Origin of the sequence: Halomonas sp. BMC6 (genome assembly GCF_964204995.1) — a bacterium.
GTDB lineage: Bacteria > Pseudomonadota > Gammaproteobacteria > Pseudomonadales > Halomonadaceae > Vreelandella.
Window position 1 is genome coordinate 2,221,720 of the sequence record NZ_CAXNSH010000001.1, and the last position, 20,277, is coordinate 2,241,996.

A 20,277-nucleotide genomic window follows, 5' to 3' on the forward strand; every position below is an offset into this window, starting at 1 on the left:
ATGCGCAAGTATAGCAGCCCTGGTTTTGCTACTATCCTGCGCCACCAGCCTGTGGAGAATTGTGATGGACAACGAGCCGACCGCCGAACAGCGACTTCAGTCACTCCTGGCGCGCATTCGCGCGGTAGATAGCGCCGAGGGTGAGCGCACCCGGGCATATCTCGATACGCTGACCAAACCCCCCGGCAGTCTAGGCCGGCTCGAAACGCTCGCCATTCAGTTGAGCGCCATCACCGGCCAGCGCAAACCGCGCGTCTCTCCGCCGGGCGTGGCCGTGTTTGCTGCCGACCACGGCGTGGCCGACGAGGGGGTGTCGGCGTTTCCCCAGGAAGTGACCGCTCAGATGGTGGCGAATTTCGCCCAGGGGGGAGCGGCCATCAATGTCTTCGCTCGTCAGATGGGCGCTCAGGTCGACGTGGTCGATGTAGGGGTGGCGTCACCGCTGTCACTGCCGAGCGTGGTCGGTGCCAAGGTGCGCGCCGGTACGGCGAACATGGTGCGGGAAGACGCCATGAGCCGAGAGGAGGCGCTGTGCGCCATTGGTGTGGGTGCCGACACGGTAGAGCGTTTGGCGGGTCAGGGCGCGAGGAGCATCATCGTCGGTGAAATGGGCATTGCCAACACCACCGCCAGCAGCGCCATGCTGGCGGCGCTCATCCAGGTGCCGGTGGCGTCGGTGGTCGGCGCGGGGACCGGGATAAGCAGCGCCCAGCAAGCGCACAAGGCGGCGGTGATCGAGCAGGCGCTACACGCCCGCCAAGCCAACGCCGACGATCCTTTAGACGTACTCAGCAAACTCGGCGGGCTGGAGATTGCCGCCATGACGGGGGCCTATTTGGCCGCTGCCGCCCATCGACTACCCGCCATCGTCGATGGCTTCATCGCCACCGTTGCCGCGCTGACGGCGTGTCGCATATCTCCGGCGGTGCGCGATTATCTCATCTTTGGTCATCGCTCCGAAGAATCTGGCCATGCCACCGCGCTTGCGGCACTAGAAGCCGAGCCGCTTCTGGCACTGGGTATGCGTCTGGGGGAGGGCAGCGGCGCCGTACTGGCGTTCCCGCTGGTACAGGCCGCCGCCTCAATGCTCAGCGACATGGCTACCTTTACGAAGGCGGGCGTGAGCAGCGGCGGAGTATGAGCCTGCTGCCCGCCTCGGTGACGCTTGTCGCACTGGCCATCGTGCTCGATCTCATCGTGGGCGACCCCCGCGCGCTGCCGCATCCAGTGGTGATCATCGGTCGGGGCATCAGCGCCCTAGAGCGGCGCTGGAACCACGGCAGCGCCCAGCGCCGCCGCGCGAGGGGCTTTTTACTGACGGCGGTGATCGTACTGGGCACGTTCACCGCCGCGTGGCTGGTGGTGGCCCTGCTGACCCAGCTTCACCCTTGGCTAGGCCTCGCCGCCGAGCTTTGGCTACTGGCCACCACGCTGGCGATCAAAGGACTTGCCGAGGCCGGGAAAGCCATCGCCCAACCCCTAGCCCAAGGGGATCTGGCCGCCGCTCGTCATGCGCTGTCGATGGTCGTAGGTCGCGATACCGACTCACTGGATGAACCCGAGATCACACGAGGTGCGGTAGAGACCGTTGCCGAGAACACCGTGGATGGCATTACCTCGCCGCTGCTGTTTGCCGTTATCGGCGGCGCGCCCCTGGCGCTGGCGTACAAAGCGATCAACACGCTCGATTCCATGGTGGGCTATCGCAACGAGCGCTACGCGGATTTCGGCTACGCGTCCGCCAAGCTCGACGATATCGCCAACTGGCTGCCCGCTCGGCTGACGGCGCTCTGTTTATGGCTAGCGGGCAGCGGCTTGATAGGGCGAGGCGTCACCGTATCACGCTGGCGAGGCGCGCTGGCCGCCACCTGCCGGGAAGCGCCGCGCCACCCCAGCCCCAACGCCGGATGGCCGGAAGCGATGGTGGCGAATTTGCTGGGCGTACAGTTAGGCGGCACTAATTTTTATCATGGTGTGGCCTCCCATCGGGCGACCTTGGGGAGCGGGCAAATGCCGCTCAACGTGGCGCATATTTCCATAACGCTGCGGCTGATGCACGGCGGGTGGTTACTGTTCTTCACGGTGATCGCGCTCTTGGCGCTTCTCTGGGGGCTGCGATGACAACGGCTCCCTGGCCAGACCACGGCGGCGACGCAGCGGCGCTGCTGGCGCGCTTTGGGCTGCCTGCCGATCACCCGGTCGAGGACGTGAGCGCGAACCTCAACCCGCTGGGGCCGCCGCCCTGGGTGGCGGATTGGTTGGTTGAACGTTTTAGCGGGTTAAGCCGCTACCCGGAGCCCAGCTACCGAGCCGCGCGGCAAGCCATTGCCGAACATGAGGGCGTAGCGCCGCAGCAAGTGCTGCTCACCAACGGCGGGGCAGACGCCATTTTTTTAGCCGCTGCCCTTCATGCAGGCCAGCGCGGGCTGATCGTAACACCCACCTTTGGTGAGTATGCCAGGGCCTGCGCAGCGCATCGGCTAGTGGTAACGGAAACTGCCCTTGAGGCACCTTGTTTCGGTCTGCAAGTGGCAGCGCTCGACGCGGGTGTCCTCCAAGCAGACGTGATCTTTCTATGCCGCCCCAATAATCCCACCGGTACGCTGATCTCCGCTACGGAAATTGAGCGTTTGCTCTCGTGCATGCCCACCACGGCAACGCTAGTGGTGGATGAAGCGTTTATCGATCTCGCCCTCGATGCCGAGCCGCTCACGCCGCTGCTAGCCCGCTATCCGCAGCTTGTGCTGCTGCGCTCCATGACCAAGTTTTACACGCTGCCCGGGCTACGCCTGGGTTACGTGCTGGCGAGTGCCGAGCACGTTGCCGCCCTGGCACGCCATCAGCCGCCCTGGAGCGTCAATCACCTCGCTGCCGAGCTGGTGGCACCGCTGTTGGCGGATACGGCCTTTGCCCAGCGCACGCGGCAGTGGCTGGCGCGCGAACAGCCGCGCATGGGGCAAGCGCTGGCAGAGGCAGGGCTTACCGTGGTGCCCAGCCATAGCTGCTTTTATTTGGTGCAGCCAGGTCCAGCGTTGTGCCAGCGCGGGCTTTCCAGCGTGCTGCTGCTTGAACGCTTGCTGCATCACGGTATGCTGGCGCGGCATACCTACAGCTTTGCAGCGCTCGACGGTGATTGGCTGCGGCTGGCCGTGCGCGATGGCTCAGCAAATGATCGATTGTTAAAGGTGTTACATGATTGTGTTCGTTAGTGGGGGCGCACGCTCCGGTAAGAGTCACGTCGCTGAACAGTGCGTCCTGCAAGCCGCCAACGGCAAACCGTGTTTTTACGTGGCCACCGCTGACATATACGACGACGAGATGGCCGAGCGGGTCTCACGTCACCAAGCCGAGCGAGAGGCAGACGGTGCGCCGTCTGCATGGGTGACGCTGGAGGCACCGCTGGCCATCGACCAAGCCATCGCGCAAGTACCTAACGGCCATGCCGCCCTACTGGATTGCCTTACCCTCTGGGCGAGCCAAGTCATGTTCAATGCCGACGCCGATGAGAGCGATCCGCTCTCCACGACCGAGGGGTTCGCGCTGCTGGTACGCTGCCTTCAGGATGCCCGGGCGCGAGACATTACCCTCGTCATCGTTTCCAACGATCTGAACGAAGCGCCGCTACCCAACGACCCCTATACACTGCGCTATGTCGAATTTCTGCAAATGCTGCATCGCTGGCTGGCCGCCGAGGCGGAGCGGGTGGTCGAAGTGGTGGCCGGCCAGGGCGTCGAGTGGAAGGCGGTCGCGAATACGTGAACAACGTCCTTTACGGTGGGCTGCTGGCCCTGCAGTTCTTGACACGATTGCCCATTCCGGTGGCCTGCCCCTGGACGCCTGACACCCGCCGCTGGGCCATTCGCGCCTATCCGCTCGTCGGCCTGCTCATCGGCGGCTTGCTCGCGCTAGCCTCGTTACTGCTGGAATACGCACACACTCCCACGCCCATAAGCGCGCTGATACTGCTCAGCGTGTGGGTCGGCGTCACGGGTGGGTTGCATCTGGATGGCGTGATGGATCTGGCCGATGCGCTGGGCAGCAACCAGCCTCTTAAACGGCGCTGGGAGATCATGAAAGACCCGCAAATCGGCAGCTTCGGTATGCTCGCGCTGCTGTTTTTGCTGGCCTGGAAGGGCGTGTTGCTCTGGGCGCTGCTGCAGTATCACGCGCCGCTGTGGTGGCTGATGATCGTGCCCGCGCTGGGGCGCTGGGCGGGAGTCGCGCTACTTATATTGACCCCATGCGCCCACTCACGGGGCCTGGCGTGGAGCTGGCAGCAGTCGTTGGGTCGCCGCGACGTTGGTTTGGCGCTTTTGCCGCTGCTACCGCTCGCCATGCCATGGCCGTCAGCACCACTGTGGCTGCTAGGGGTGGTGTGTTGGGTCACGCTGGCGCGCTTAGCGCTGCTGCGCTTATTTAACGTAAGCGTTCATCCTACGACGTAGTTGACCTACTTCACGTCACGCAGAGGCCTAAGTAACTCCGGCGAGACCTTGTACTGTTTCCTGCCTTCCTCGCCCAGCACGATCACACTCTTGCGGTTGATCTTGGTGACGATCCCCAACACCGGTCCTTCTCGGCCTTCGAAGGTCACTTTCAGACCAACCCGCAACCGACTCAAGGCTTGCAGGGTTTCCTGTTCTTGCAGTTCATCAATGCGCTGGCAGATGTACTGGTTCAGTTCCAGCAACTCGTCGATGCTCATGTCCTCAATGCGCATGGACGACCTCCACCGGTGTGAGTTGCGTGGCTTGTCGGTCCGGATGACGGGGATCGATCAGAGCCCGTAGCGGATTCTCGGCGAACCGGATTTTCCAGCGCCGCGGAGTCAGGTTCGCCACTTCACTGGCGGGATGCTGACTGACGCGTTGCAGCACGTCCACCAGGTAAGTGTAGGGGTTAATATCGTGCAGCTTGCAGGTGCTGATCAGGCTCTGGATGATGCCCAGGTGTTCCGCGCCCAGTTCGGTCCAGCAGAACATCCAGTTTTTCTTGCCCATTGGAATGGGGCGTAGCGCCCGTTCCAGGTGGTTGGTGTCTGGCTGCACGTCCGGGTTTTCCAGGAACACGGTCAGGCTCGCTTCGCGACCGAGCACGTAGTTCAGGGCCTTGGTCAGCGGGTCGCTGGGCACGAGGCCGCCTTGTGCCAACTGATCCCGGCACCACTGGAAGAAGCCGCTGACGACCGGCTTCGCATGGTCCAGCCGGTATTGGCGCTTCTTCTCGCCGGTGAGCTCCTTTTCCTTAATGGTATCTTCAATCTGGTACAGCTTCGCGATCTGTTGCAGGGCTTCGGTGGCCTTCTCAGGATGATCCTTTTGGGCCTCAACGAAGCAACGGCGACTATGCACCCAGCATTGAGCATGAGTAATACCTTTCTGGGCCGCGGCATAGCGGGCATATGCGGCATAACCATCGCTGATCAGAGTGCCACTGAATTGGTCGTTCAGAACCTGCTCGATGTGCAGTCGGCCCCGACTGTTCGAGTAGGTAAACACCACTTCGTCGTCATCACCGTATAGGGGCCAGAACCAGCCTGTTTTCATCTTGCCTTTCTGCGGGCCTGCCCGGCCCTGGTGGCCCGCTTTGATGGGTGTTTCGTCCATGGCCAGCACCCGGCTGCGCAGCACGTTGTCGGTCTGGGCGTCCACAATGGGCCGAAGCAGGTCGATGGCCCGCTTCACCAGGTTCGTCAGGGTGCTGCGGCTGAGGGTAATACCCGCTTGTTGAATGCGCTGGTGCTGGCGATACAGCGGCAGGTGGAACTGGAACTTGTCCACCAGCAACCCGGCCAGCAGGCTGACATCGGCCAGGCTGTTGTCCAGCACGTTGAACGGGGCTGGCGTCGTCACAGGTTTTGAGTCAGTGCCCTTACGACGGAACACCGGGCGTTCGCATTTGAGCACCACATAGCTGGAGGCGCGCTGGGCCAGGCGATAAGTCGTTTTAGTGCCAATGATGTCGTACTGGTCGGCGTCCGGACCGGTCAGCTCCGGTGGCAGGTGTTCAATGACTTCCACCGGCACCCCGGCAGTAAAGCGCAGGCCAGTGTCGTTCAGACAATCGTCGTCCCGCTGCTTCTTGCCGGTGCCGCGCTGGTAAGCCTTAATAGTGCGTTTTTCTTCATCGGCAGGCTGTTCCGGTCGCGGTGCCTCCTCTGGCTGGAACAAGCTGTCCTGCCCGGGCAGATCGACCACCTGCTTCTCGGATTTGGGGCCGAACAGCTGCTTCTTGAACCAGTCTAACTGGTGTTTCAACTGCCGAATGGATTCCGCCTGGGCCTCCAACTGCTCCCGCAACAGTGCATTCTCCTCGGCCAGAGCCGAGGAGGAAAGTGTACCGGGAGAAGAAGCTGAAGCCGTTGAATTCATGGCCGATATTATACCGGAACTCTGTCTTCTATACCCCTCGAAAACGCTTGAACTGGCGGTATTTCTGCACCTCAATGCCGTCAATCAGCAGCTGCAAATCCGTCAGGGTCAGGGTTCGCTGACCGGAGGCGGATAACGGCACCCGGAACTGGCCCTGCTCCAGGCGCTTGGCCCACAGACAGTAACCGGTGGCGGTAAAGTAGAGCATCTTCATCTGGGTCTTACGGCGATTGACGAAGACAAAATACTGACCGCTGAGGGGGTCGTGCTTCAATTGATTCCGAACCAGGGCGCTCAGGCCCCGGAACGATTTGCGCATGTCGGTGGGCTCGGTGCACAGCCAGATGCGCGCCTGGCTATCGAGCCCGATCATCCGTTCTGGCTCAGCCGCAGTTCGACGCCGTTGCCCAGGCTCAGCACAATGTTCCAGCCTGGGCCGGACTGCGCCGCACCCATCAGAGAGGACAGGTCCAGAAAACCGGCTTCGCCGGAATCCGCTGAGTCACCGGCCGCCTGATCGGACAGGCGCTTGCGCCAGTTACAGAAACTGGCGTAGCCGATGTTCTCTTGTTTGCAGAACTTCGAAGCTGACAGACCACTGTCACGCTGCTGATTGACCAGAGCCTGCCACTGTTCGGGTGTGCGGTGCTTTCTCATGGGGGTAACCTCGTGTTGGAAAGTGTGAGGTTACTGTAGGGCGATTTTCAGCAGGGTGGCAGAACGTCGTGGAATGAACGCTTACTATTTAACGGCATCAACGGGGATATGGTCGGTGCCACCATCGAAGGAGGAGAGCTTTGGCTACTGATCTTAATGTGGAGCTGGTGGCAGTTCGTCACGGTATCACCGCCTGGAATCTAGAGCGCCGTTACCAGGGACAGCGGGACATTCCGCTACTGTTTCCCGACGCGGAGGAGGGGCTTCTAGCGCTGCGCGCGGCCCTGGCCGACGAACGTTTCGACGCCATTTATGCCAGCGACCTAGGCCGCTGCCAGGAAACCCTGGCTTGGTCGCAGGCGGCTAAACCGGGCATTCCCGTGTATGTGGAGCCACGCCTGCGGGAGCTCGACTTTGGCGAGTACGAAGGCAAGGTTTACGATGAATTAAAAGAATTGCCGCACTATCGCGCCTGGATAGATAGCGCCGGAGAGCTGCAAATTCCGGGCGGGGAGTCCTCTGGTCAACTGCGTGAACGGCTGAATGCGTGGCTCGACGATGTAGCGACACACACCCAACAACACGGTTATCAAAAAGTGTTGGTGGTCACTCACGGCGGCGTCATTCGTGAGCTACGCCGCCGCTTTGAAACTCTCGATTTTTGGGAGGGGATCGTTCATCAAGCCCAAGGACGGCGCTGGCAGCTCGCGTTTCAAGCAGGTGAGGATGGAAAAGGAGAATGGCAATGCAACTGTTCATCGGCGGTGCCAGCGCAGGTAAGCGCGACGCTGTAAAACAACGCTTTCCCGGCGCGGTGTGGTGGCGGTTAGCCCCCGGTCAGCGCCTTCACGAAGTCTCTCACGTCATGTTGCCCAACACGCCGCTGGTGCTTCATGGCCTCTTCGAGTGGCTCACCGCCGCGCTGGATTCCGACTTTAGCAGCGACGAATGGCGCGCCCAGTGGAGAGAAGATTTACAGCGGCTGTCGTTAGCCGCGGCCGCGGATCATGTGACGCTGGTGATCATCGCCAACGAATTGGGGCGCGGTCTGGTGCCCGTAGCCCGCGAACAGCGCCGCCTGCGTGATTTGAGCGGCTGGTTCACCCAAGACGCTGCCGCCCACGCCGAGCACGTGTGGTACGTGCGCCACGGCCTGGTGCGGGCGCTGAAAGGCGAGGCGGCAAATTGACCAACCCCTAACAAGTTGCTAGTTTACGCGCACTCTCAGGTGCTGGTGGCACTAACGCCATCAGTTAAACGGGAAGTTGGTGAACGTTTTTCGTGAATCCAACGCTGCCCCCGCAACGGTGATCGAGATAAGAACGGCTAGAGACGCCACTGTGCTTATGCATGGGAAGGTGGTCGTTCGGAAAGGTACGACGCTTACGTGAAGCGGCCCCTTTCGCTCGTCAGCCCGGAGACCGGCCTAAGAGTGATGGCTTAGAAAAGCCACGGATTACCGGCATGCGGAGGGCATGTGCAGGGAGAAGTTACGTGGCGCTCAGCCACGGGTTTCCCTTGTGTGCCCCTGCCCGGTCACTAAAAACACGCTGTGCGGGTGAGCACAGCGAGCAAGGGACCCATCATGTTCAATCGTTTTCACTCCTCCGCCTCTCTGGCGGCCTTCGCCTTGGCAGCATTGCCCATGGCCGTTCAGGCGCAAACCGCGTCTCATACCGCGACGAACGCCTCCGACACGTTGAATCCTGTCGTGGTGACGGCCGCGCTAGCCCCGCGCACCGCCAACGATAGCCTCTCTTCGGTCACGGTGATCGACGAGGCCACGCTGCGCCGCCAAGACCCCGTGAGTATCACCGACCTGCTGCGCGGCCAGCCGGGCGTGGACGTTTCCAGTAACGGCAGCTTTGGTAAGAACAGCAGCGTCTTCATTCGCGGTACGGGCAGCGCTCAGAACGTATTGCTGATCGACGGCATTCGCCTGAATTCAGCCACCAGCGGCGGTGCCGCTTGGCAATCCCTCGAACCGCGCATGTTTGAACGCGCGGAAATCGTTCGTGGCCCTCGGGGCAGCCTGTACGGGGCCGATGCCATAGGCGGCGTGATTCAGTTGTTCACCCCGCAGGGCGAAGAGGAAGGCCCGCAGCCGAGCATCTCGGCGGGGGGCGGCTCGTTCAATACCCAGCGGCTGAGTGCCGGCATCAGTGGGAAAGAGGGCGGCACCCGCTATAGTTTTTCTGGCAGCCATTTCAATACCGACGGTCAGCCAGTGCGCCGTGATGGCGACGACAAAGGCTACGACAACACCTCCGCGCTGGCGCGCGTGTCGCACACGTTCGATAACGGTGCCGAAGCAGGCGTGTTGGCGCTGCGTGCCCGTGGGCATAACGAGTACGACGGTGGCGAAAACGATTTTGTCCAGCAGGTCGCAGGCGTGTACGGCGAGCTGCCGCTGGCCGACAACTGGCGCAGTCGGTTAACGCTCAGCGAAGCTCGGGATGAAAGCGATAATTTCGCAGATTACGGCGATTCCGTGTTCAATACCAAGATACGCACGGCGCGTTGGGAAAATACCGTGACCGTGGGTGCCCACGAAGTCGTCGCCGGGGCCGAGTACAGTGAAGACCGCGTAGACAGCACCACCGCCTACGATGAAACCAGTCGCAGCAACGCTGCCGTTTTCACTCAAGCCCTGTTGGACTTCTCTCCCTTCACGCTACAAGGCAGCCTTCGTTTTGACGACAACGAGTCCTACGGCGAAGAAGTGACGGGCAGCGTTGGCGTAGGCTACGACGTGGATGGCCACCATACCCTGCGCGCTAACTATGGCACTGCGTTCAACGCGCCGACTTACAACCAGCTTTACTACCCAGGCTTTGGTAACCCGGACTTGGCGTCTGAAACCTCCGAGTCGGTTGAAGTCGGTGTGCGCGGCCAGTATGCCCGCTGGTTCTGGGATGCGGCGCTTTACCAAACCGATATCGACAATCTGATTGCGGGCCAGGGGCTGCAGTTCAACGTACCGGAAACCCGTATTCGCGGTGCGGAGCTGAGTACCGGCGTCGAAGTGAATGAGTGGACGCTGGCTGCCGCGCTGACCTACACCGACCCTGAAAACCGTCTGACCGGCAAACGCCTGCAAAACCGCGCCTCGCAAAGCCTGCGCCTAGACGTAGACCGCGAGCTGGGGGAGTGGTCCGTGGGTGGCTCTTGGGTCGCGCAAAACCATCGCTACCGCGATGCCGCCAACGAAGATCGTCTGAGCGGGTATGGTTTGGTGAACCTGCGTGCAGGTTGGCAGTTTGCGCCGCTGTGGAGCGCTCGGGTAACGTTAGAGAACGTGCTAGACCAAGACTACGTCACCACGCGCTCGTTTGACGGCGCTGACTACATCAACGCAGGCCGGGCAGGATTCTTGAGTGTTCACTTTGGCCAATAAACAGCAGCAAATCGGCGGCGCCTTGGGCGCCGCTTTACTATGGCTAGGCAGCGGGATTGCCAACCCTCTTCAGGCAGACAACCCCAGCCGCTGCGCGGTAGACGACCAGGGCCGGGAAGTGTGCCTGCACGCCTCGGCCAACCGCATTGCCACGCTTTCACCCGGTGCGACGGAACTCACCTACGCTGCGGGCGCTGGGGATCAGGTGGTGGCCGTGGTGAGTTACAGCGACTACCCGCCGGAAGCCAAGGCAGTGGCTTCAGTAGGCAGCCATACGCGGGTTGATTTAGAGGCCCTGGTCGGGCTTGCCCCGGATTTAGTCATCGGCTGGGTCACCGGTAACCCCGCCGAGCAGATGGAAACCCTCGAAGCGCTGGGCATGCCGGTGTTCTACATCGAGCCGCGCAGCGTGGAAGACGTCGCCCACACCATCGAACGCTTAGCTCGCTTGGCCGGTACCGAACCGGTCGGGCGGCAGGCGGCGAATGCTTTCAGGGAAGGCATGGCGGCACTCACCGCCCGCTATAGCGACCGCGACCCGGTACCTACGTTTTATCAGGTGTGGGATGAGCCGCTGATGGGCGTCAGTGATAAACACCTGATTGGCCAAGTGGTGCAGCTGTGCGGCGGCGAAAACGTGTTTGGCGAGCAGCACCGCTTAGTACCGCGTTTAGACGATGAAGCCGTACTGGCGGCCAACCCCGAGGCCATCATTGCCGGTGGTATGGGGGAGGAGAACCGCGACTGGCTCACCCACTGGGAGCAGTACCCCAATCTTGCCGCCGTAACGGGCGATAACCTCTATTTCGTGCCGCCTTCTTTAATTCAGCGGCCCACTCCGCGCCTGTTGGAAGGCGCGCAGATTCTGTGTGAAAAGCTTGAACAAACCCGCCAAAAGCGCGGGGCCTCTTGATGGTGGCGCGCCTGTGGCAACCCCTTGGCCTGCTGGCGCTGATTGCCTTGGCCGCCATGCTGTTTTCTCTGGCAGTGGGCAGCGCGCAGCTTTCGGCAGCGCAGCTCTGGGCGGTGGTGCAGGGCCAGGGCGATGCGCTGGCGCGCACCATGGTGATAGAGCTTCGCCTGCCACGGGCGCTTTCCGCCTTTGCGGTGGGCGGGCTGCTGGCGGTGGCCGGAGCTTTAATGCAGGTACTTCTGCGCAACCCGCTGGCGGACCCCTACGTGCTGGGGCTTTCCGGCGGGGCATCCATCGGTGCGCTGGCGGCCATGCTGGCAGGCGTGGGCGGCGTGCTGATGTCCGGCTCGGCATTTATAGGCGCGCTGCTCTCCACGTTTTTAGTCTTTGGCTTAGCCCACGGCAGCGGCGGCTGGACGCCTTCCCGGCTGTTGCTGACGGGCGTGGTCGTGGCCGCAGGGTGGGGCGCGGTGATTACCCTGATGCTCGCGCTAAGCCCCGCTGAGCGGCTGCCGGGAATGCTCTACTGGCTGATGGGGGATTTATCTTACGCTCGCGCGCCGTGGCCGCCTTTGCTGCTGTTGATGGCCACCTGCGTACTGCTGATACCCCTGGGGCGCAGCCTCAACGTATTGGCCCGAGGCCCGCAGCAAGCGGCCGCCCTGGGCGTAGATGTTCGCCCGCTGGAGTGGGGCATCTACATTGCCGCCAGCCTCTTAACCGCCGCCGCCGTGACCACCGCAGGCAGCATTGGGTTTGTGGGGCTGGTAGTGCCCCACATGCTGCGCCTGCTGTTAGGCAACGACCAGCGGCTGATTTTACCCGCCTGCGCCCTGGCAGGCGGCACGCTGCTGGTACTGGCCGACACCTTAGCGCGAACGATGATTGCCCCTGAACAGCTCCCCGTGGGCGTGATTACCGCGCTGCTGGGCGTGCCCACCTTCCTCTTTTTGCTCTACCGGAGCCGCTGATGACCCGCTTGGCGACTCAAGACCTGATCATCAACGTGCCGGGGCGCAGCGCAGGCACGGCGTTGAACCTCACCATCGAGCCAGGGCAGGTGTGGGGCGTGCTTGGCCCCAACGGGGCGGGCAAAACCACGCTGCTGCATACGCTGGCGGGGCTGAATGCCCCCCGTTCTGGTCAGGTGCTGATAGGCAACACGCCGCTTAGCCAGCTGCGCAGGCGGCAAGTGGCGCAGCAGCTAGGGCTGGTGTTTCAAGAGCGGCTAGACGGCTTTCCCGCCACGGTGCTGGAGACCGCGCTGATTGGCCGCCATCCGTACCTTTCCCTGTGGCAGATGGAAGGTGCCGACGACTACTCCCGCGCCGAGGCCGCCCTGGAAGCGCTGGATGTGGCGCATCTTCGCCACCGCTTGGTCAGCACGCTTTCCGGCGGTGAACGCCAGCGGGTAGCCATGGCGACGGTGCTTACCCAAGCGCCCAATATTTGGCTGGCGGACGAACCCACCAACCACCTGGATTTACACCACCAAAGCGCAGTAATGGCGCTAATGGCCGAGCAGGCCGCCCAGGGCAGCGCGGTGATGATGTGCCTGCACGATTTGAATTTAGCCGCCCGCTGGTGCGACCACATTCTGTTGCTCTACCCCAGCGGCGAAGCCTGCTGGGGCCCACGGGACACCATGCTGGTGCCCCGTGCTTTAGAAAGCCTCTACCGCCAAAAGCTCGCGGTGGTCGAGGTGGAGGGCGCGCCGGTGTTTGTGCCGCTAAAAGGGTAACGCTTAGTGATCTAGCTCTTCCCGCCACGTATGGCGGGGGGCGAAACCGACCAGTCGGCGGGCCTTTTCGTTGCTGTAGAACGTCTCGAATTCGCCCATGTCGCGCTTGATGGGCACGCCAGCGTAGAAGCGCTCAATCACCTCGGCGTTGGTTAGGCCAACCGAGAGATCGTCGTTAGCGACGTTGAACACTTGGTAGCCCAGGCCGTCCGTTTTCAGGCAGCAATCGACCATCTGGCCCAGGTCGCGGGCATCTATGTAGGCGAAAATATTGCGGCGACGTAGGGCAGGGTCATCCATGTAGGCCGGAAAATTCTGACGGTACTCGTGGGGCTCGATAACGTTGTTGATGCGCAGGCCGTAGATGTCGATGCCCGAACGCGCCTGGAAGGAGCGTGCGGTCACCTCGTTGACCACCTTGCTCATCGCGTAACTATCTTGAGGCACGGTGGGGTGCTCTTCATCGATGGGGAGGTAGTCCGGTTTCTTCTCGCCATCGGCAAAACAAATGCCATAGGTCGTCTCGCTGGAAGCGAAGATTACCTTAGGAATGCCCAGCTTGGTGGCGGCATCCAGCACGTTGTAGGTGCTCAGCGTATTGATGCGGTAGGTCTCATTATCCGGCCGATGCAGGATGGCCGGAATGGCAGCGAAATGAACAATGGCATCGTAACGCGGCACGCCGGTGCCCGGTTCAAGCTCGTCGAACCCTGCGTAGGCCTGGCACGCATTGAACACTTGGCCTGCATCGGTCAGGTCGGTTTTTAGGGTCGTGATGCCGGGCACGTCGGATACTGCCCAATCCAGATTGGTGACGCGATGACCTTGATCGCGAAGAAAAGCAGTGGCATGGCGGCCAGCCTTGCCGCTGCCGCCAGTAAACAGAATACGCATGCGGAAAACTCCGGTGAGTGAAACAGAGCGGAACATAGAATCAAACGAAGACCTTCACCTTAGCAAAGAAAGGTTCGACCCGCCGACACTCAGCCGTTAATGCATGGACATGGAATCACCATTAACCGATAAACAGGATCGTTATGTTCCAGGGAAAAGCACACGCAGCGCTCATCAGCGCCCCCGGTTCGGGCCAGGGAAAATCTATGGTGACGGCGGCGCTGGCGCGGCTGCACCGCAACGCCGGGCGCACCGTGCGGGTATTCAAACACGGCCCCGACTACCTAGATCCCATGGTGCAAGAGGTCGCTTCCGGCCAGCCGGTGTATCAACTGCACCCCTGGATGACCGGCGAGCACGAGTGCCGCTGGCGCTTAGCCAAAGCCGCCCAAGAAGCCGACGTGATTTTGGTGGAAGGCTCTATGGGGCTATTTGATGGCTCGCCCTCCAGCGCGGACTTAGCCATTCTGGCGGGCATCCCCGCGCTGCCGGTGATCGATGCTTGGGGCATGGCGCAAACCTTTGGCGCGGTAGCGCAGGGCTTGGCCAACTACCACCCCGATCTCGCCATTCACGAAGTGATCGCCAACCGCATCGGCAGCCCCGGCCACGGCAAGCTGTTGAATGAGAGCATGCCGGAAGGCATTGCGCTGTTGGGCGCGATTCCCCGTCATGACGCCATGAAAATCCCCGACCGCCACTTGGGCCTAGTGCAAGCCAGCGAGCTGAGCGGCCTGGATGCCCAGCTAGACGCCGCCGCCAAGGTGTTAGAAGAGGCAGGGCTAGGCCGCTTGCCCAAAGAGGTAACGCTAAGCGCTGACGCCCCCACGCCTGCACCGGACTATTTGCGCGGCGTGCGTATCGCCATCGCCAAAGACGACGCCTTTGCATTTATCTACCGCGCGAATCTCGATGTATTAGAAGATATGGGCGCGACGCTGCACTTCTTCTCACCGCTCAACGACGCAGCACTGCCCGAATGCGACGCGCTCTGGCTGCCCGGCGGCTACCCAGAACTTCACGCCGCCCGCTTCAGCGCCAACCAGCCCATGCGCGAGGCGATCAGCGCTCACCACCGGGCAGGCAAACCGATACTGGCCGAGTGCGGCGGGTTAATGAGCTGTGTCGAGCAATTAGTCGATGGCGAAGGTAGCGGTCACGCCATGTTAGGGCTGCTGCCCGGCACCGCCAAAATGGCCGGTAAGCTGACAGCGCTAGGCCTACAAAGCCTGCACACCCAACGCGGCGAACTGCGCGGCCACACCTACCACCACTCGCTGCTGGAAACCTCCATGCAGCCGCTGGCCCGCACACGCAAACTAGCCGGTAGCGAAGCTGAACCGATTTATTGTGATGGCGCGTTGGTGGCCAGCTACTTCCATGGCTATTTCCCTTCAGCGCCTAAATTGGTGGCGGATATCTTCACCGGCCAACCAATTCACCTAGCGGAGTAACGGGCAGGGGAGCGCGCAGCTATTAGCCGAAAAATATGGAAGGTTTTTCCATAAAGCAGCAGTGGGCTATCATAGAGCGGCGAGACACTCCCCAACCCTAAAGGAGCTACCATGAGCTTTTACGTCTACCTTTCCGGCGAGATTCACACTGACTGGCGTGAAGAGATCCAGCGCGGCGCAGAAGCGGCAGGCCTGGATATCGTCTTCACCGCCCCGGTGACCGACCACGACGCCTCTGATGCCGCAGGCGACCACCTGGGCAAACCGGAGAACGGCTTCTGGCGCGACCACCAGTCTTCCAAAGTGAACGCCATCCGCACCCGCACGATGATCGAACAGGCGGATTTAGTGGTGGTGCGCTTTGGCGACAAGTACAAACAGTGGAACGCCGCCTTTGACGCAGGCTACTGCGCGGCACTGGCCAAGCCCTACATCACGCTGCACAGCGAAGAGATCGTTCACCCGCTGAAAGAAGTCGACGCCCAAGCACAAGCTTGGTGCACCACCACCGATCAGGTCGTGGAAACCCTGCGCTACTTGCTGAAAGCGTAAGAAACCCCTAGGAGACCCCATGCGCGAAAATGCCAAAACCCTAGAACGCCATGCCCAGCGCATGGCGGCCAAGCAAAAAATCATGAACGAGCGCATTGCCCGCGCCGATAAAGAGCAGGGCATCTTGCTGGTACTCACCGGCCCCGGCAAAGGCAAAAGCAGCTCCGGTTTTGGCATGCTCGCCCGCGCCCTTGGCCACGGCATGAAGGTTGGCGTGGTGCAGTTCATCAAGGGCGCGTTCAGCACCGGCGAAGAAGCCTTCTTCCGCAACCTGCCCAACGTGGACTACCACGTAATGGGCGAAGGCTACACCTGGGACACCCAAGACCGCGAACGCGACGTCGCCGCCGCCAACGCCGCCTGGGAACAAGCCAAGCGCATGCTCCAAGACGACAGCTACCACATGGTACTGCTCGACGAACTCAACATCGCCCTACGCTACGAGTACCTCGACCTAGACCAAGTCCTCGACGACCTACAAGCCCGCCCCGAAATGCAACACACCATCGTCACCGGCCGCTACGCCCCCCAACAACTCATCGACCTCTCCGACACCGTCACCGAAATGAAAGTGGTCAAACACGCCTTCAAAGATCAAGGCATTAAAGCCCAGAAGGGGATTGAGCTTTAAGAGGGAGAGAGCAGCGTAAGTCGTGAATAGTGAATGGTTGGTACGGCCCCGTTACCCTGCGCTATGCCTATGTTTATGACTGGTGGTGGCCTGAATTTGTGGGAAGGAGCTTCAGCTCGCGACGATCAAGCCACATAGCCCAATCTCGTAGCGCGGCGTAACGACTGAGCGAGAGCAACGAGCGAAGAAGGCACCCGCGAAGGCGGCGTTCAGCCGCCCATCCCCCAAGCCACGACTAACCGCCCATCTCAAGTTCAGCAATTACCAAATCACCCACCTCTTATGCTGTAGCGCAATTTCCCCAAAAATCTGCGTGACCTAAGCCAAATTTATCAATAGAGTATGATTGAACCGTAAAAAGCAGCAGGCACGCGAATTTTGGATATGCTGCCATGTGTCAGACATAGTCTATGAGAAACAGTGGCTTATGCCTGTTTGAGTGACGATATAATACCAATAATCATGCTAGCGTGTTCAATAGTATTATGTGGAAGGGCGTATAATCACTATTAGGGCTGAACGCATTTAGATAACGGAGAACGGTTTTGTCACGAAGGTTTAATTTTGACCTCTATAGATTGAATGTCGTCGATTTCGAGGATTTGTTTCTGGAGGACGCTGACAGCTCGAGAATAAGATCCGACGACGAGATAAAACAAGTTCTCGAAGAATCGTGCGATTCGAAGCGTGACCAAACTCAGGAGACACGGACAGCTGAGTTTCTTTGGAGCGCCAGAGAGTTTCATTGTTATCCATTAATTCATGGACGTGCTTTGTGCTCACTGATTTTGGCTCGGAGCACCATTAGCAAGGATGGTCTCATTGTGACTGAAGAAGGCCTGTCGGCAGGAAAATCAGCCGCGACCCCTCCCTTGGCCTCTGCGGCGACGGTTTTCTTTGATTTATCCAGACATTTGGTGGCGGTTGAACATACGGGTGAGTTGAGCCAGACAGCTTGGAAAGATTTTTTTGAGCGGATAATATCGGAAACGGCGTTATCTATTGGTTTTACTTCTTCTTTCGAGCTAGAGCCTGTACCCGAAAAGCATGGAATCATCGGCCTCTTCAAGTCATTTGATAAGCTTACGCGAATGAGGGTCACTTTACGGATACCAAATCCTGAACTGACACGTTACACCAAGTCGTTGTATGACGACTTAGCAAACAGCGGTGTTCGTGAATATACGCAAGATATGAAGAGTCCGAATGGGCTGTCTAAATCTGAAGACGCACGACCATATGCGTCTGCTTACCTTGCAGAACAGGGCTATAAGAAGGGAGATGTTCATTTCACTGGCATTCGGAACGACGTAGAAGAGACGGTCCGCTCGGGTTCGGTCTCGGCCAGGGGCTCAATAAAGCAAGTGCGGGATTTTGTGCGAGGAATGCACACTACTGCTAAGACAAAAGAAGCTCAAGCGGCTTTATCCGCAATCATAAATGAAATTGATAAGCTTCACCCGAAAGGCGAAATGGATGAGTAAAAAGTTACTCGTCTTCTGGGCTTATATCGTTGAGATTATTGCGTCAACGGTTATAGTTATTTTGACGCTCTCTGTCTTTGACTTTTCTGAAGTAATAAGATTTGTCCATTCATCATCCAAGGATATCGCGAGTAACTTTGCGGTAGTTTTGTTGGCGGCTTCCCTGGGACTTTTTTGGACTTTTTATTCTAAATCTGACTCTCCTTTCGTGCAGTGGTTACATGAAAAAGAGGCATTTGCAGTTTATGCGCGCTCATTCTTGTTTTCTATCGGTGTTTACGTCCTTCTGGTCGTGTCGTTGATATTGGTGATGAATACTTCTAGTAAGTCAATAGCAATTTTGTCTCTGTGGCTGTCCGTATTGGGGTTGATCAACGTTTACAGCCTGATAAAAAACACATACGACTTGATGAAATTAAATGCGTTGTTTAATCGTAAGAAAGGAAAGTCCTAACAATCGGCTGCACAGCGACCGATTTTCCGCCGCTTCGCGGCTCCAAATCGTCGCGTGAGCCGGGCGTTAGCCAGAAGGAGAACGAATGCACGACTACTCGATTGATAGACACCCTAAGGAAAAAGTCCTTTTCCTGTTAGCACTCATTGCAATCGTGACTGCGCCTATAGTTAAGGGATTGGCTGAGTATCTAGTTTCATTGCTGGAAGTTAGCACTGGTTGGAGTTCGGCCCCAGTAGTCGGAGTGCCGGTATTCGGATTGTTTGCAGGGCTTTACTTTCTATTTGACAAGTTCTTATGGAAAATCACTTGGCTGCGAAAGCTTTTGCTAGTTCCTGACTTGAACGGAAAATGGGCTTGCACAGGGCGCACTAACCTAAAAAACGGTGAGCCAGTAAATTTCGACTGGAATGCAACGGTGTCGATCACGCAGTCTTGGTCAAAAATTCTAATCCATCTTAAGACCAGCCAGTCTGAGTCAAAGAGCATATCAGCAAGCATCTATCATGAAGCTGGTGTTGGATATAGGTTGCTCTATCAATACAACAATAAGCCGAACGCAGACGAATTGGATCTGAGCAATCATTCTGGATCAGCGGAACTGCTGTTTTCAGAGGGTGCAGAGTCTGCTTCTGGTTCCTATTATACCGATCGGCATCGAACTACTGTTGGGACTATGAAGCTAGAAAGGGAGCAGGAAACATGTCGAGGTTAGATAAACTTAATCTTCGTCGGACTGACGACAGTATAACCGAAGCTAAGTTATTTAACGAGGCATATCGAAATATCTCCCAGTCTGAGTCTGTAAAGTATGTTGTCGGATCAATGCAACCCATAGATCCAGAGTATACAAACAACACTTATAAACAGGCCGAGAGAGTCAGAAGTCAACTAGAGAATAGATTAACCGATAGTTGCGAGTATAAATACCAAGGATCTGTGACGAACGACACACACATCAAGGCCAAGAGTGACATAGACCTTTTGGTGATTATCGAAAAGTTTTATACCGTACAGAATCCACAAACTCCAAAAAATCCTTATAAGGGGGACCCGCTAAAAGATTTGCTTGACCTCCGAAATGAGGCTGAACTGGCCTTGGAAGCAGCTTTCCCCCAGGCTAGGGTTGATAAGTCCGGAAGTAAATCAATATCAATCGAGGGCGGATCACTCACTAGGAAAGTCGATGTTGTCCCATCAAATTGGTACCACACTAACAAATACGCGGAATCCGGTAATGAGATCTATCGAGGGGTTCAAATACTAGATAAATCTGTCCCCAATAGTTTGGCAAACACGCCTTTCTTGCACAATGCCTGGATCGAACATAAAGATAAAAATACACAAGGTGGAATGCGCAAGGCTAGTCGTCTTATGAAGTCACTGAAGTACGACTCAGAAAATATTGATCTTTCAAGCTACGATATAGTTTCTATTGCCTTTAATATGCCTGATGCAAGCCTTTCTTATCCTAAAGGAAGTGAGCTAATAATCTTGTCATCCTCTCTTGATTTCTGCAAAAAGCTACAGTCGGACCACGGGCTTCGCCAATCTATTGAGGTGCCGGATGGCCACAGGAAAGTATTTTGTGAAGGTCATGCGACTTTGTCGGGTCTAAACCAATTGACGCGTGAACTCGAGCAGCTAGCAAATGATGTTTTGCGTGAGAATCAGCGTTCTTTCCGCCGTCTGGCTGAAGCTAGGGTGGAATATTAATGCGCACGAGCAC

Annotated in this window: 23 protein-coding genes and 1 riboswitch; of the genes, 18 read left to right on the forward strand and 5 right to left on the reverse strand. The window is 58.7% G+C overall.

Annotated elements, in window-relative coordinates:
* Positions 1-64 precede the first annotated feature (64 nt).
* The 5 genes from cobT to AB6K10_RS10675 are packed head-to-tail and all read left to right on the forward strand — an operon-like array spanning position 65 to position 4,445.
* Complete coding sequence (gene cobT / locus AB6K10_RS10655; RefSeq protein ID WP_339118672.1) at positions 65-1,141, forward strand: nicotinate-nucleotide--dimethylbenzimidazole phosphoribosyltransferase; 1,077 nt, start codon at positions 65-67, stop codon at positions 1,139-1,141.
* Positions 1,138-2,121, forward strand: a complete 984-nt coding sequence (cbiB, locus tag AB6K10_RS10660) for an adenosylcobinamide-phosphate synthase CbiB (protein ID WP_339118673.1) — start codon at positions 1,138-1,140, stop codon at positions 2,119-2,121. Before cobT ends, cbiB begins: the two co-directional genes overlap by 4 nt.
* The gene (gene cobD, locus AB6K10_RS10665) at positions 2,118-3,209 is read left to right on the forward strand and encodes a threonine-phosphate decarboxylase CobD (RefSeq protein ID WP_339118674.1); all 1,092 of its coding nucleotides are present in this window, start codon (positions 2,118-2,120) and stop codon (positions 3,207-3,209) included. Before cbiB ends, cobD begins: the two co-directional genes overlap by 4 nt.
* Positions 3,193-3,759, forward strand: a complete 567-nt coding sequence (locus AB6K10_RS10670; protein WP_339118675.1) for a bifunctional adenosylcobinamide kinase/adenosylcobinamide-phosphate guanylyltransferase — start codon at positions 3,193-3,195, stop codon at positions 3,757-3,759. The genes cobD and AB6K10_RS10670 overlap by 17 nt, the downstream gene beginning before the upstream one ends.
* Entirely contained in the window at positions 3,756-4,445 is a 690-nt protein-coding gene (locus tag AB6K10_RS10675) for an adenosylcobinamide-GDP ribazoletransferase (protein WP_339118676.1), read from the forward strand. Before AB6K10_RS10670 ends, AB6K10_RS10675 begins: the two co-directional genes overlap by 4 nt.
* A 5-nt stretch (positions 4,446-4,450) precedes the next feature.
* Here AB6K10_RS10675 and AB6K10_RS10680 read toward each other — a convergent pair whose 3' ends face one another.
* From AB6K10_RS10680 to AB6K10_RS10695, 4 genes are read right to left on the reverse strand one after another with little or no spacing between them, the layout of a single operon-like run.
* The gene (locus AB6K10_RS10680) at positions 4,451-4,720 is read right to left on the reverse strand and encodes a hypothetical protein (protein ID WP_062375866.1); all 270 of its coding nucleotides are present in this window, start codon (positions 4,718-4,720) and stop codon (positions 4,451-4,453) included.
* Positions 4,710-6,371 carry an IS66 family transposase gene (locus AB6K10_RS10685; RefSeq protein ID WP_339118472.1) on the reverse strand — a complete coding sequence of 554 codons (1,662 nt, stop codon included), beginning with the start codon at positions 6,369-6,371 and terminating at the stop codon, positions 4,710-4,712. Before AB6K10_RS10685 ends, AB6K10_RS10680 begins: the two co-directional genes overlap by 11 nt.
* 28 nt (positions 6,372-6,399) lie before the next feature.
* The gene (gene tnpB, locus AB6K10_RS10690) at positions 6,400-6,744 is read right to left on the reverse strand and encodes an IS66 family insertion sequence element accessory protein TnpB (protein ID WP_044630870.1); all 345 of its coding nucleotides are present in this window, start codon (positions 6,742-6,744) and stop codon (positions 6,400-6,402) included.
* On the reverse strand, positions 6,741-7,028 hold the full coding sequence (locus AB6K10_RS10695) for a hypothetical protein (protein WP_016915086.1): 288 nt from the start codon (positions 7,026-7,028) through the stop codon (positions 6,741-6,743). The genes tnpB and AB6K10_RS10695 overlap by 4 nt, the downstream gene beginning before the upstream one ends.
* A 140-nt stretch (positions 7,029-7,168) precedes the next feature.
* Between AB6K10_RS10695 and AB6K10_RS10700 the strand changes: the two genes are divergently transcribed.
* From AB6K10_RS10700 to AB6K10_RS10725, 6 genes are all read left to right on the forward strand, one after another.
* Positions 7,169-7,822 (forward strand): histidine phosphatase family protein, encoded by a 654-nt coding sequence (locus tag AB6K10_RS10700; RefSeq protein WP_253018926.1) that lies wholly within the window; start codon positions 7,169-7,171, stop codon positions 7,820-7,822.
* Complete coding sequence (locus AB6K10_RS10705; RefSeq protein ID WP_253018925.1) at positions 7,774-8,217, forward strand: bifunctional adenosylcobinamide kinase/adenosylcobinamide-phosphate guanylyltransferase; 444 nt, start codon at positions 7,774-7,776, stop codon at positions 8,215-8,217. The genes AB6K10_RS10700 and AB6K10_RS10705 overlap by 49 nt, the downstream gene beginning before the upstream one ends.
* 20 nt (positions 8,218-8,237) lie before the next feature.
* Positions 8,238-8,473, forward strand: a riboswitch (cobalamin riboswitch).
* A gap of 140 nt (positions 8,474-8,613) precedes the next feature.
* On the forward strand, positions 8,614-10,425 hold the full coding sequence (locus tag AB6K10_RS10710; protein ID WP_339118677.1) for a TonB-dependent receptor: 1,812 nt from the start codon (positions 8,614-8,616) through the stop codon (positions 10,423-10,425).
* Entirely contained in the window at positions 10,406-11,338 is a 933-nt protein-coding gene (locus AB6K10_RS10715; protein ID WP_339118678.1) for a cobalamin-binding protein, read from the forward strand. Before AB6K10_RS10710 ends, AB6K10_RS10715 begins: the two co-directional genes overlap by 20 nt.
* Positions 11,338-12,309 carry an iron ABC transporter permease gene (locus tag AB6K10_RS10720; protein WP_339118679.1) on the forward strand — a complete coding sequence of 324 codons (972 nt, stop codon included), beginning with the start codon at positions 11,338-11,340 and terminating at the stop codon, positions 12,307-12,309. Before AB6K10_RS10715 ends, AB6K10_RS10720 begins: the two co-directional genes overlap by 1 nt.
* Positions 12,309-13,079 (forward strand): ABC transporter ATP-binding protein, encoded by a 771-nt coding sequence (locus AB6K10_RS10725; protein WP_339118680.1) that lies wholly within the window; start codon positions 12,309-12,311, stop codon positions 13,077-13,079. The genes AB6K10_RS10720 and AB6K10_RS10725 overlap by 1 nt, the downstream gene beginning before the upstream one ends.
* Before the next feature lie 3 nt (positions 13,080-13,082).
* Here AB6K10_RS10725 and AB6K10_RS10730 read toward each other — a convergent pair whose 3' ends face one another.
* Entirely contained in the window at positions 13,083-13,973 is an 891-nt protein-coding gene (locus AB6K10_RS10730) for an NAD(P)-dependent oxidoreductase (protein ID WP_339118681.1), read from the reverse strand.
* A 143-nt stretch (positions 13,974-14,116) separates the two neighbouring features.
* On the opposite strand from AB6K10_RS10730, the gene AB6K10_RS10735 reads away from it, so the two are divergent.
* The 7 genes from AB6K10_RS10735 to AB6K10_RS10765 all read left to right on the forward strand — a co-directional run bounded on the left by AB6K10_RS10735 (position 14,117) and on the right by AB6K10_RS10765 (position 20,264).
* Complete coding sequence (locus tag AB6K10_RS10735) at positions 14,117-15,427, forward strand: cobyrinate a,c-diamide synthase (protein WP_339118682.1); 1,311 nt, start codon at positions 14,117-14,119, stop codon at positions 15,425-15,427.
* Between the two features lie 111 nt (positions 15,428-15,538).
* Positions 15,539-15,979: a YtoQ family protein gene (locus AB6K10_RS10740; RefSeq protein WP_339118683.1), complete on the forward strand. Its 441-nt coding sequence runs from the start codon at positions 15,539-15,541 to the stop codon at positions 15,977-15,979.
* A gap of 19 nt (positions 15,980-15,998) precedes the next feature.
* A complete protein-coding gene (gene cobO, locus AB6K10_RS10745) occupies positions 15,999-16,610 on the forward strand; it encodes a cob(I)yrinic acid a,c-diamide adenosyltransferase (RefSeq protein ID WP_339118684.1) in 612 nt (203 codons plus the stop codon).
* Positions 16,611-17,434: 824 nt separating this feature from the next.
* Positions 17,435-18,094: a hypothetical protein gene (locus AB6K10_RS10750; RefSeq protein WP_339118685.1), complete on the forward strand. Its 660-nt coding sequence runs from the start codon at positions 17,435-17,437 to the stop codon at positions 18,092-18,094.
* On the forward strand, positions 18,087-18,548 hold the full coding sequence (locus AB6K10_RS10755) for a hypothetical protein (protein ID WP_339118686.1): 462 nt from the start codon (positions 18,087-18,089) through the stop codon (positions 18,546-18,548). Before AB6K10_RS10750 ends, AB6K10_RS10755 begins: the two co-directional genes overlap by 8 nt.
* A gap of 85 nt (positions 18,549-18,633) precedes the next feature.
* Positions 18,634-19,263 carry a hypothetical protein gene (locus AB6K10_RS10760; RefSeq protein WP_339118687.1) on the forward strand — a complete coding sequence of 210 codons (630 nt, stop codon included), beginning with the start codon at positions 18,634-18,636 and terminating at the stop codon, positions 19,261-19,263.
* On the forward strand, positions 19,251-20,264 hold the full coding sequence (locus tag AB6K10_RS10765) for a nucleotidyltransferase (RefSeq protein ID WP_339118688.1): 1,014 nt from the start codon (positions 19,251-19,253) through the stop codon (positions 20,262-20,264). The genes AB6K10_RS10760 and AB6K10_RS10765 overlap by 13 nt, the downstream gene beginning before the upstream one ends.
* Positions 20,265-20,277: the final 13 nt, after the last annotated feature.

Coding starts and splice junctions, on each gene's coding strand:
- cobT (WP_339118672.1), top strand. CDS start 65: ATGGACAACGAGCCGACCGCCGAACAGCGACTTCAGTCACTCCTGGCG.
- cbiB (WP_339118673.1), top strand. CDS start 1,138: ATGAGCCTGCTGCCCGCCTCGGTGACGCTTGTCGCACTGGCCATCGTG.
- cobD (WP_339118674.1), top strand. CDS start 2,118: ATGACAACGGCTCCCTGGCCAGACCACGGCGGCGACGCAGCGGCGCTG.
- AB6K10_RS10670 (WP_339118675.1), top strand. CDS start 3,193: ATGATTGTGTTCGTTAGTGGGGGCGCACGCTCCGGTAAGAGTCACGTC.
- AB6K10_RS10680 (WP_062375866.1), bottom strand. CDS start 4,720: ATGCGCATTGAGGACATGAGCATCGACGAGTTGCTGGAACTGAACCAG.
- AB6K10_RS10685 (WP_339118472.1), bottom strand. CDS start 6,371: ATGAATTCAACGGCTTCAGCTTCTTCTCCCGGTACACTTTCCTCCTCG.
- tnpB (WP_044630870.1), bottom strand. CDS start 6,744: ATGATCGGGCTCGATAGCCAGGCGCGCATCTGGCTGTGCACCGAGCCC.
- AB6K10_RS10695 (WP_016915086.1), bottom strand. CDS start 7,028: ATGAGAAAGCACCGCACACCCGAACAGTGGCAGGCTCTGGTCAATCAG.
- AB6K10_RS10705 (WP_253018925.1), top strand. CDS start 7,774: ATGCAACTGTTCATCGGCGGTGCCAGCGCAGGTAAGCGCGACGCTGTA.
- AB6K10_RS10710 (WP_339118677.1), top strand. CDS start 8,614: ATGTTCAATCGTTTTCACTCCTCCGCCTCTCTGGCGGCCTTCGCCTTG.
- AB6K10_RS10720 (WP_339118679.1), top strand. CDS start 11,338: ATGGTGGCGCGCCTGTGGCAACCCCTTGGCCTGCTGGCGCTGATTGCC.
- AB6K10_RS10725 (WP_339118680.1), top strand. CDS start 12,309: ATGACCCGCTTGGCGACTCAAGACCTGATCATCAACGTGCCGGGGCGC.
- AB6K10_RS10730 (WP_339118681.1), bottom strand. CDS start 13,973: ATGCGTATTCTGTTTACTGGCGGCAGCGGCAAGGCTGGCCGCCATGCC.
- AB6K10_RS10735 (WP_339118682.1), top strand. CDS start 14,117: ATGTTCCAGGGAAAAGCACACGCAGCGCTCATCAGCGCCCCCGGTTCG.
- AB6K10_RS10740 (WP_339118683.1), top strand. CDS start 15,539: ATGAGCTTTTACGTCTACCTTTCCGGCGAGATTCACACTGACTGGCGT.
- cobO (WP_339118684.1), top strand. CDS start 15,999: ATGCGCGAAAATGCCAAAACCCTAGAACGCCATGCCCAGCGCATGGCG.
- AB6K10_RS10755 (WP_339118686.1), top strand. CDS start 18,087: ATGAGTAAAAAGTTACTCGTCTTCTGGGCTTATATCGTTGAGATTATT.
- AB6K10_RS10760 (WP_339118687.1), top strand. CDS start 18,634: ATGCACGACTACTCGATTGATAGACACCCTAAGGAAAAAGTCCTTTTC.
- AB6K10_RS10765 (WP_339118688.1), top strand. CDS start 19,251: ATGTCGAGGTTAGATAAACTTAATCTTCGTCGGACTGACGACAGTATA.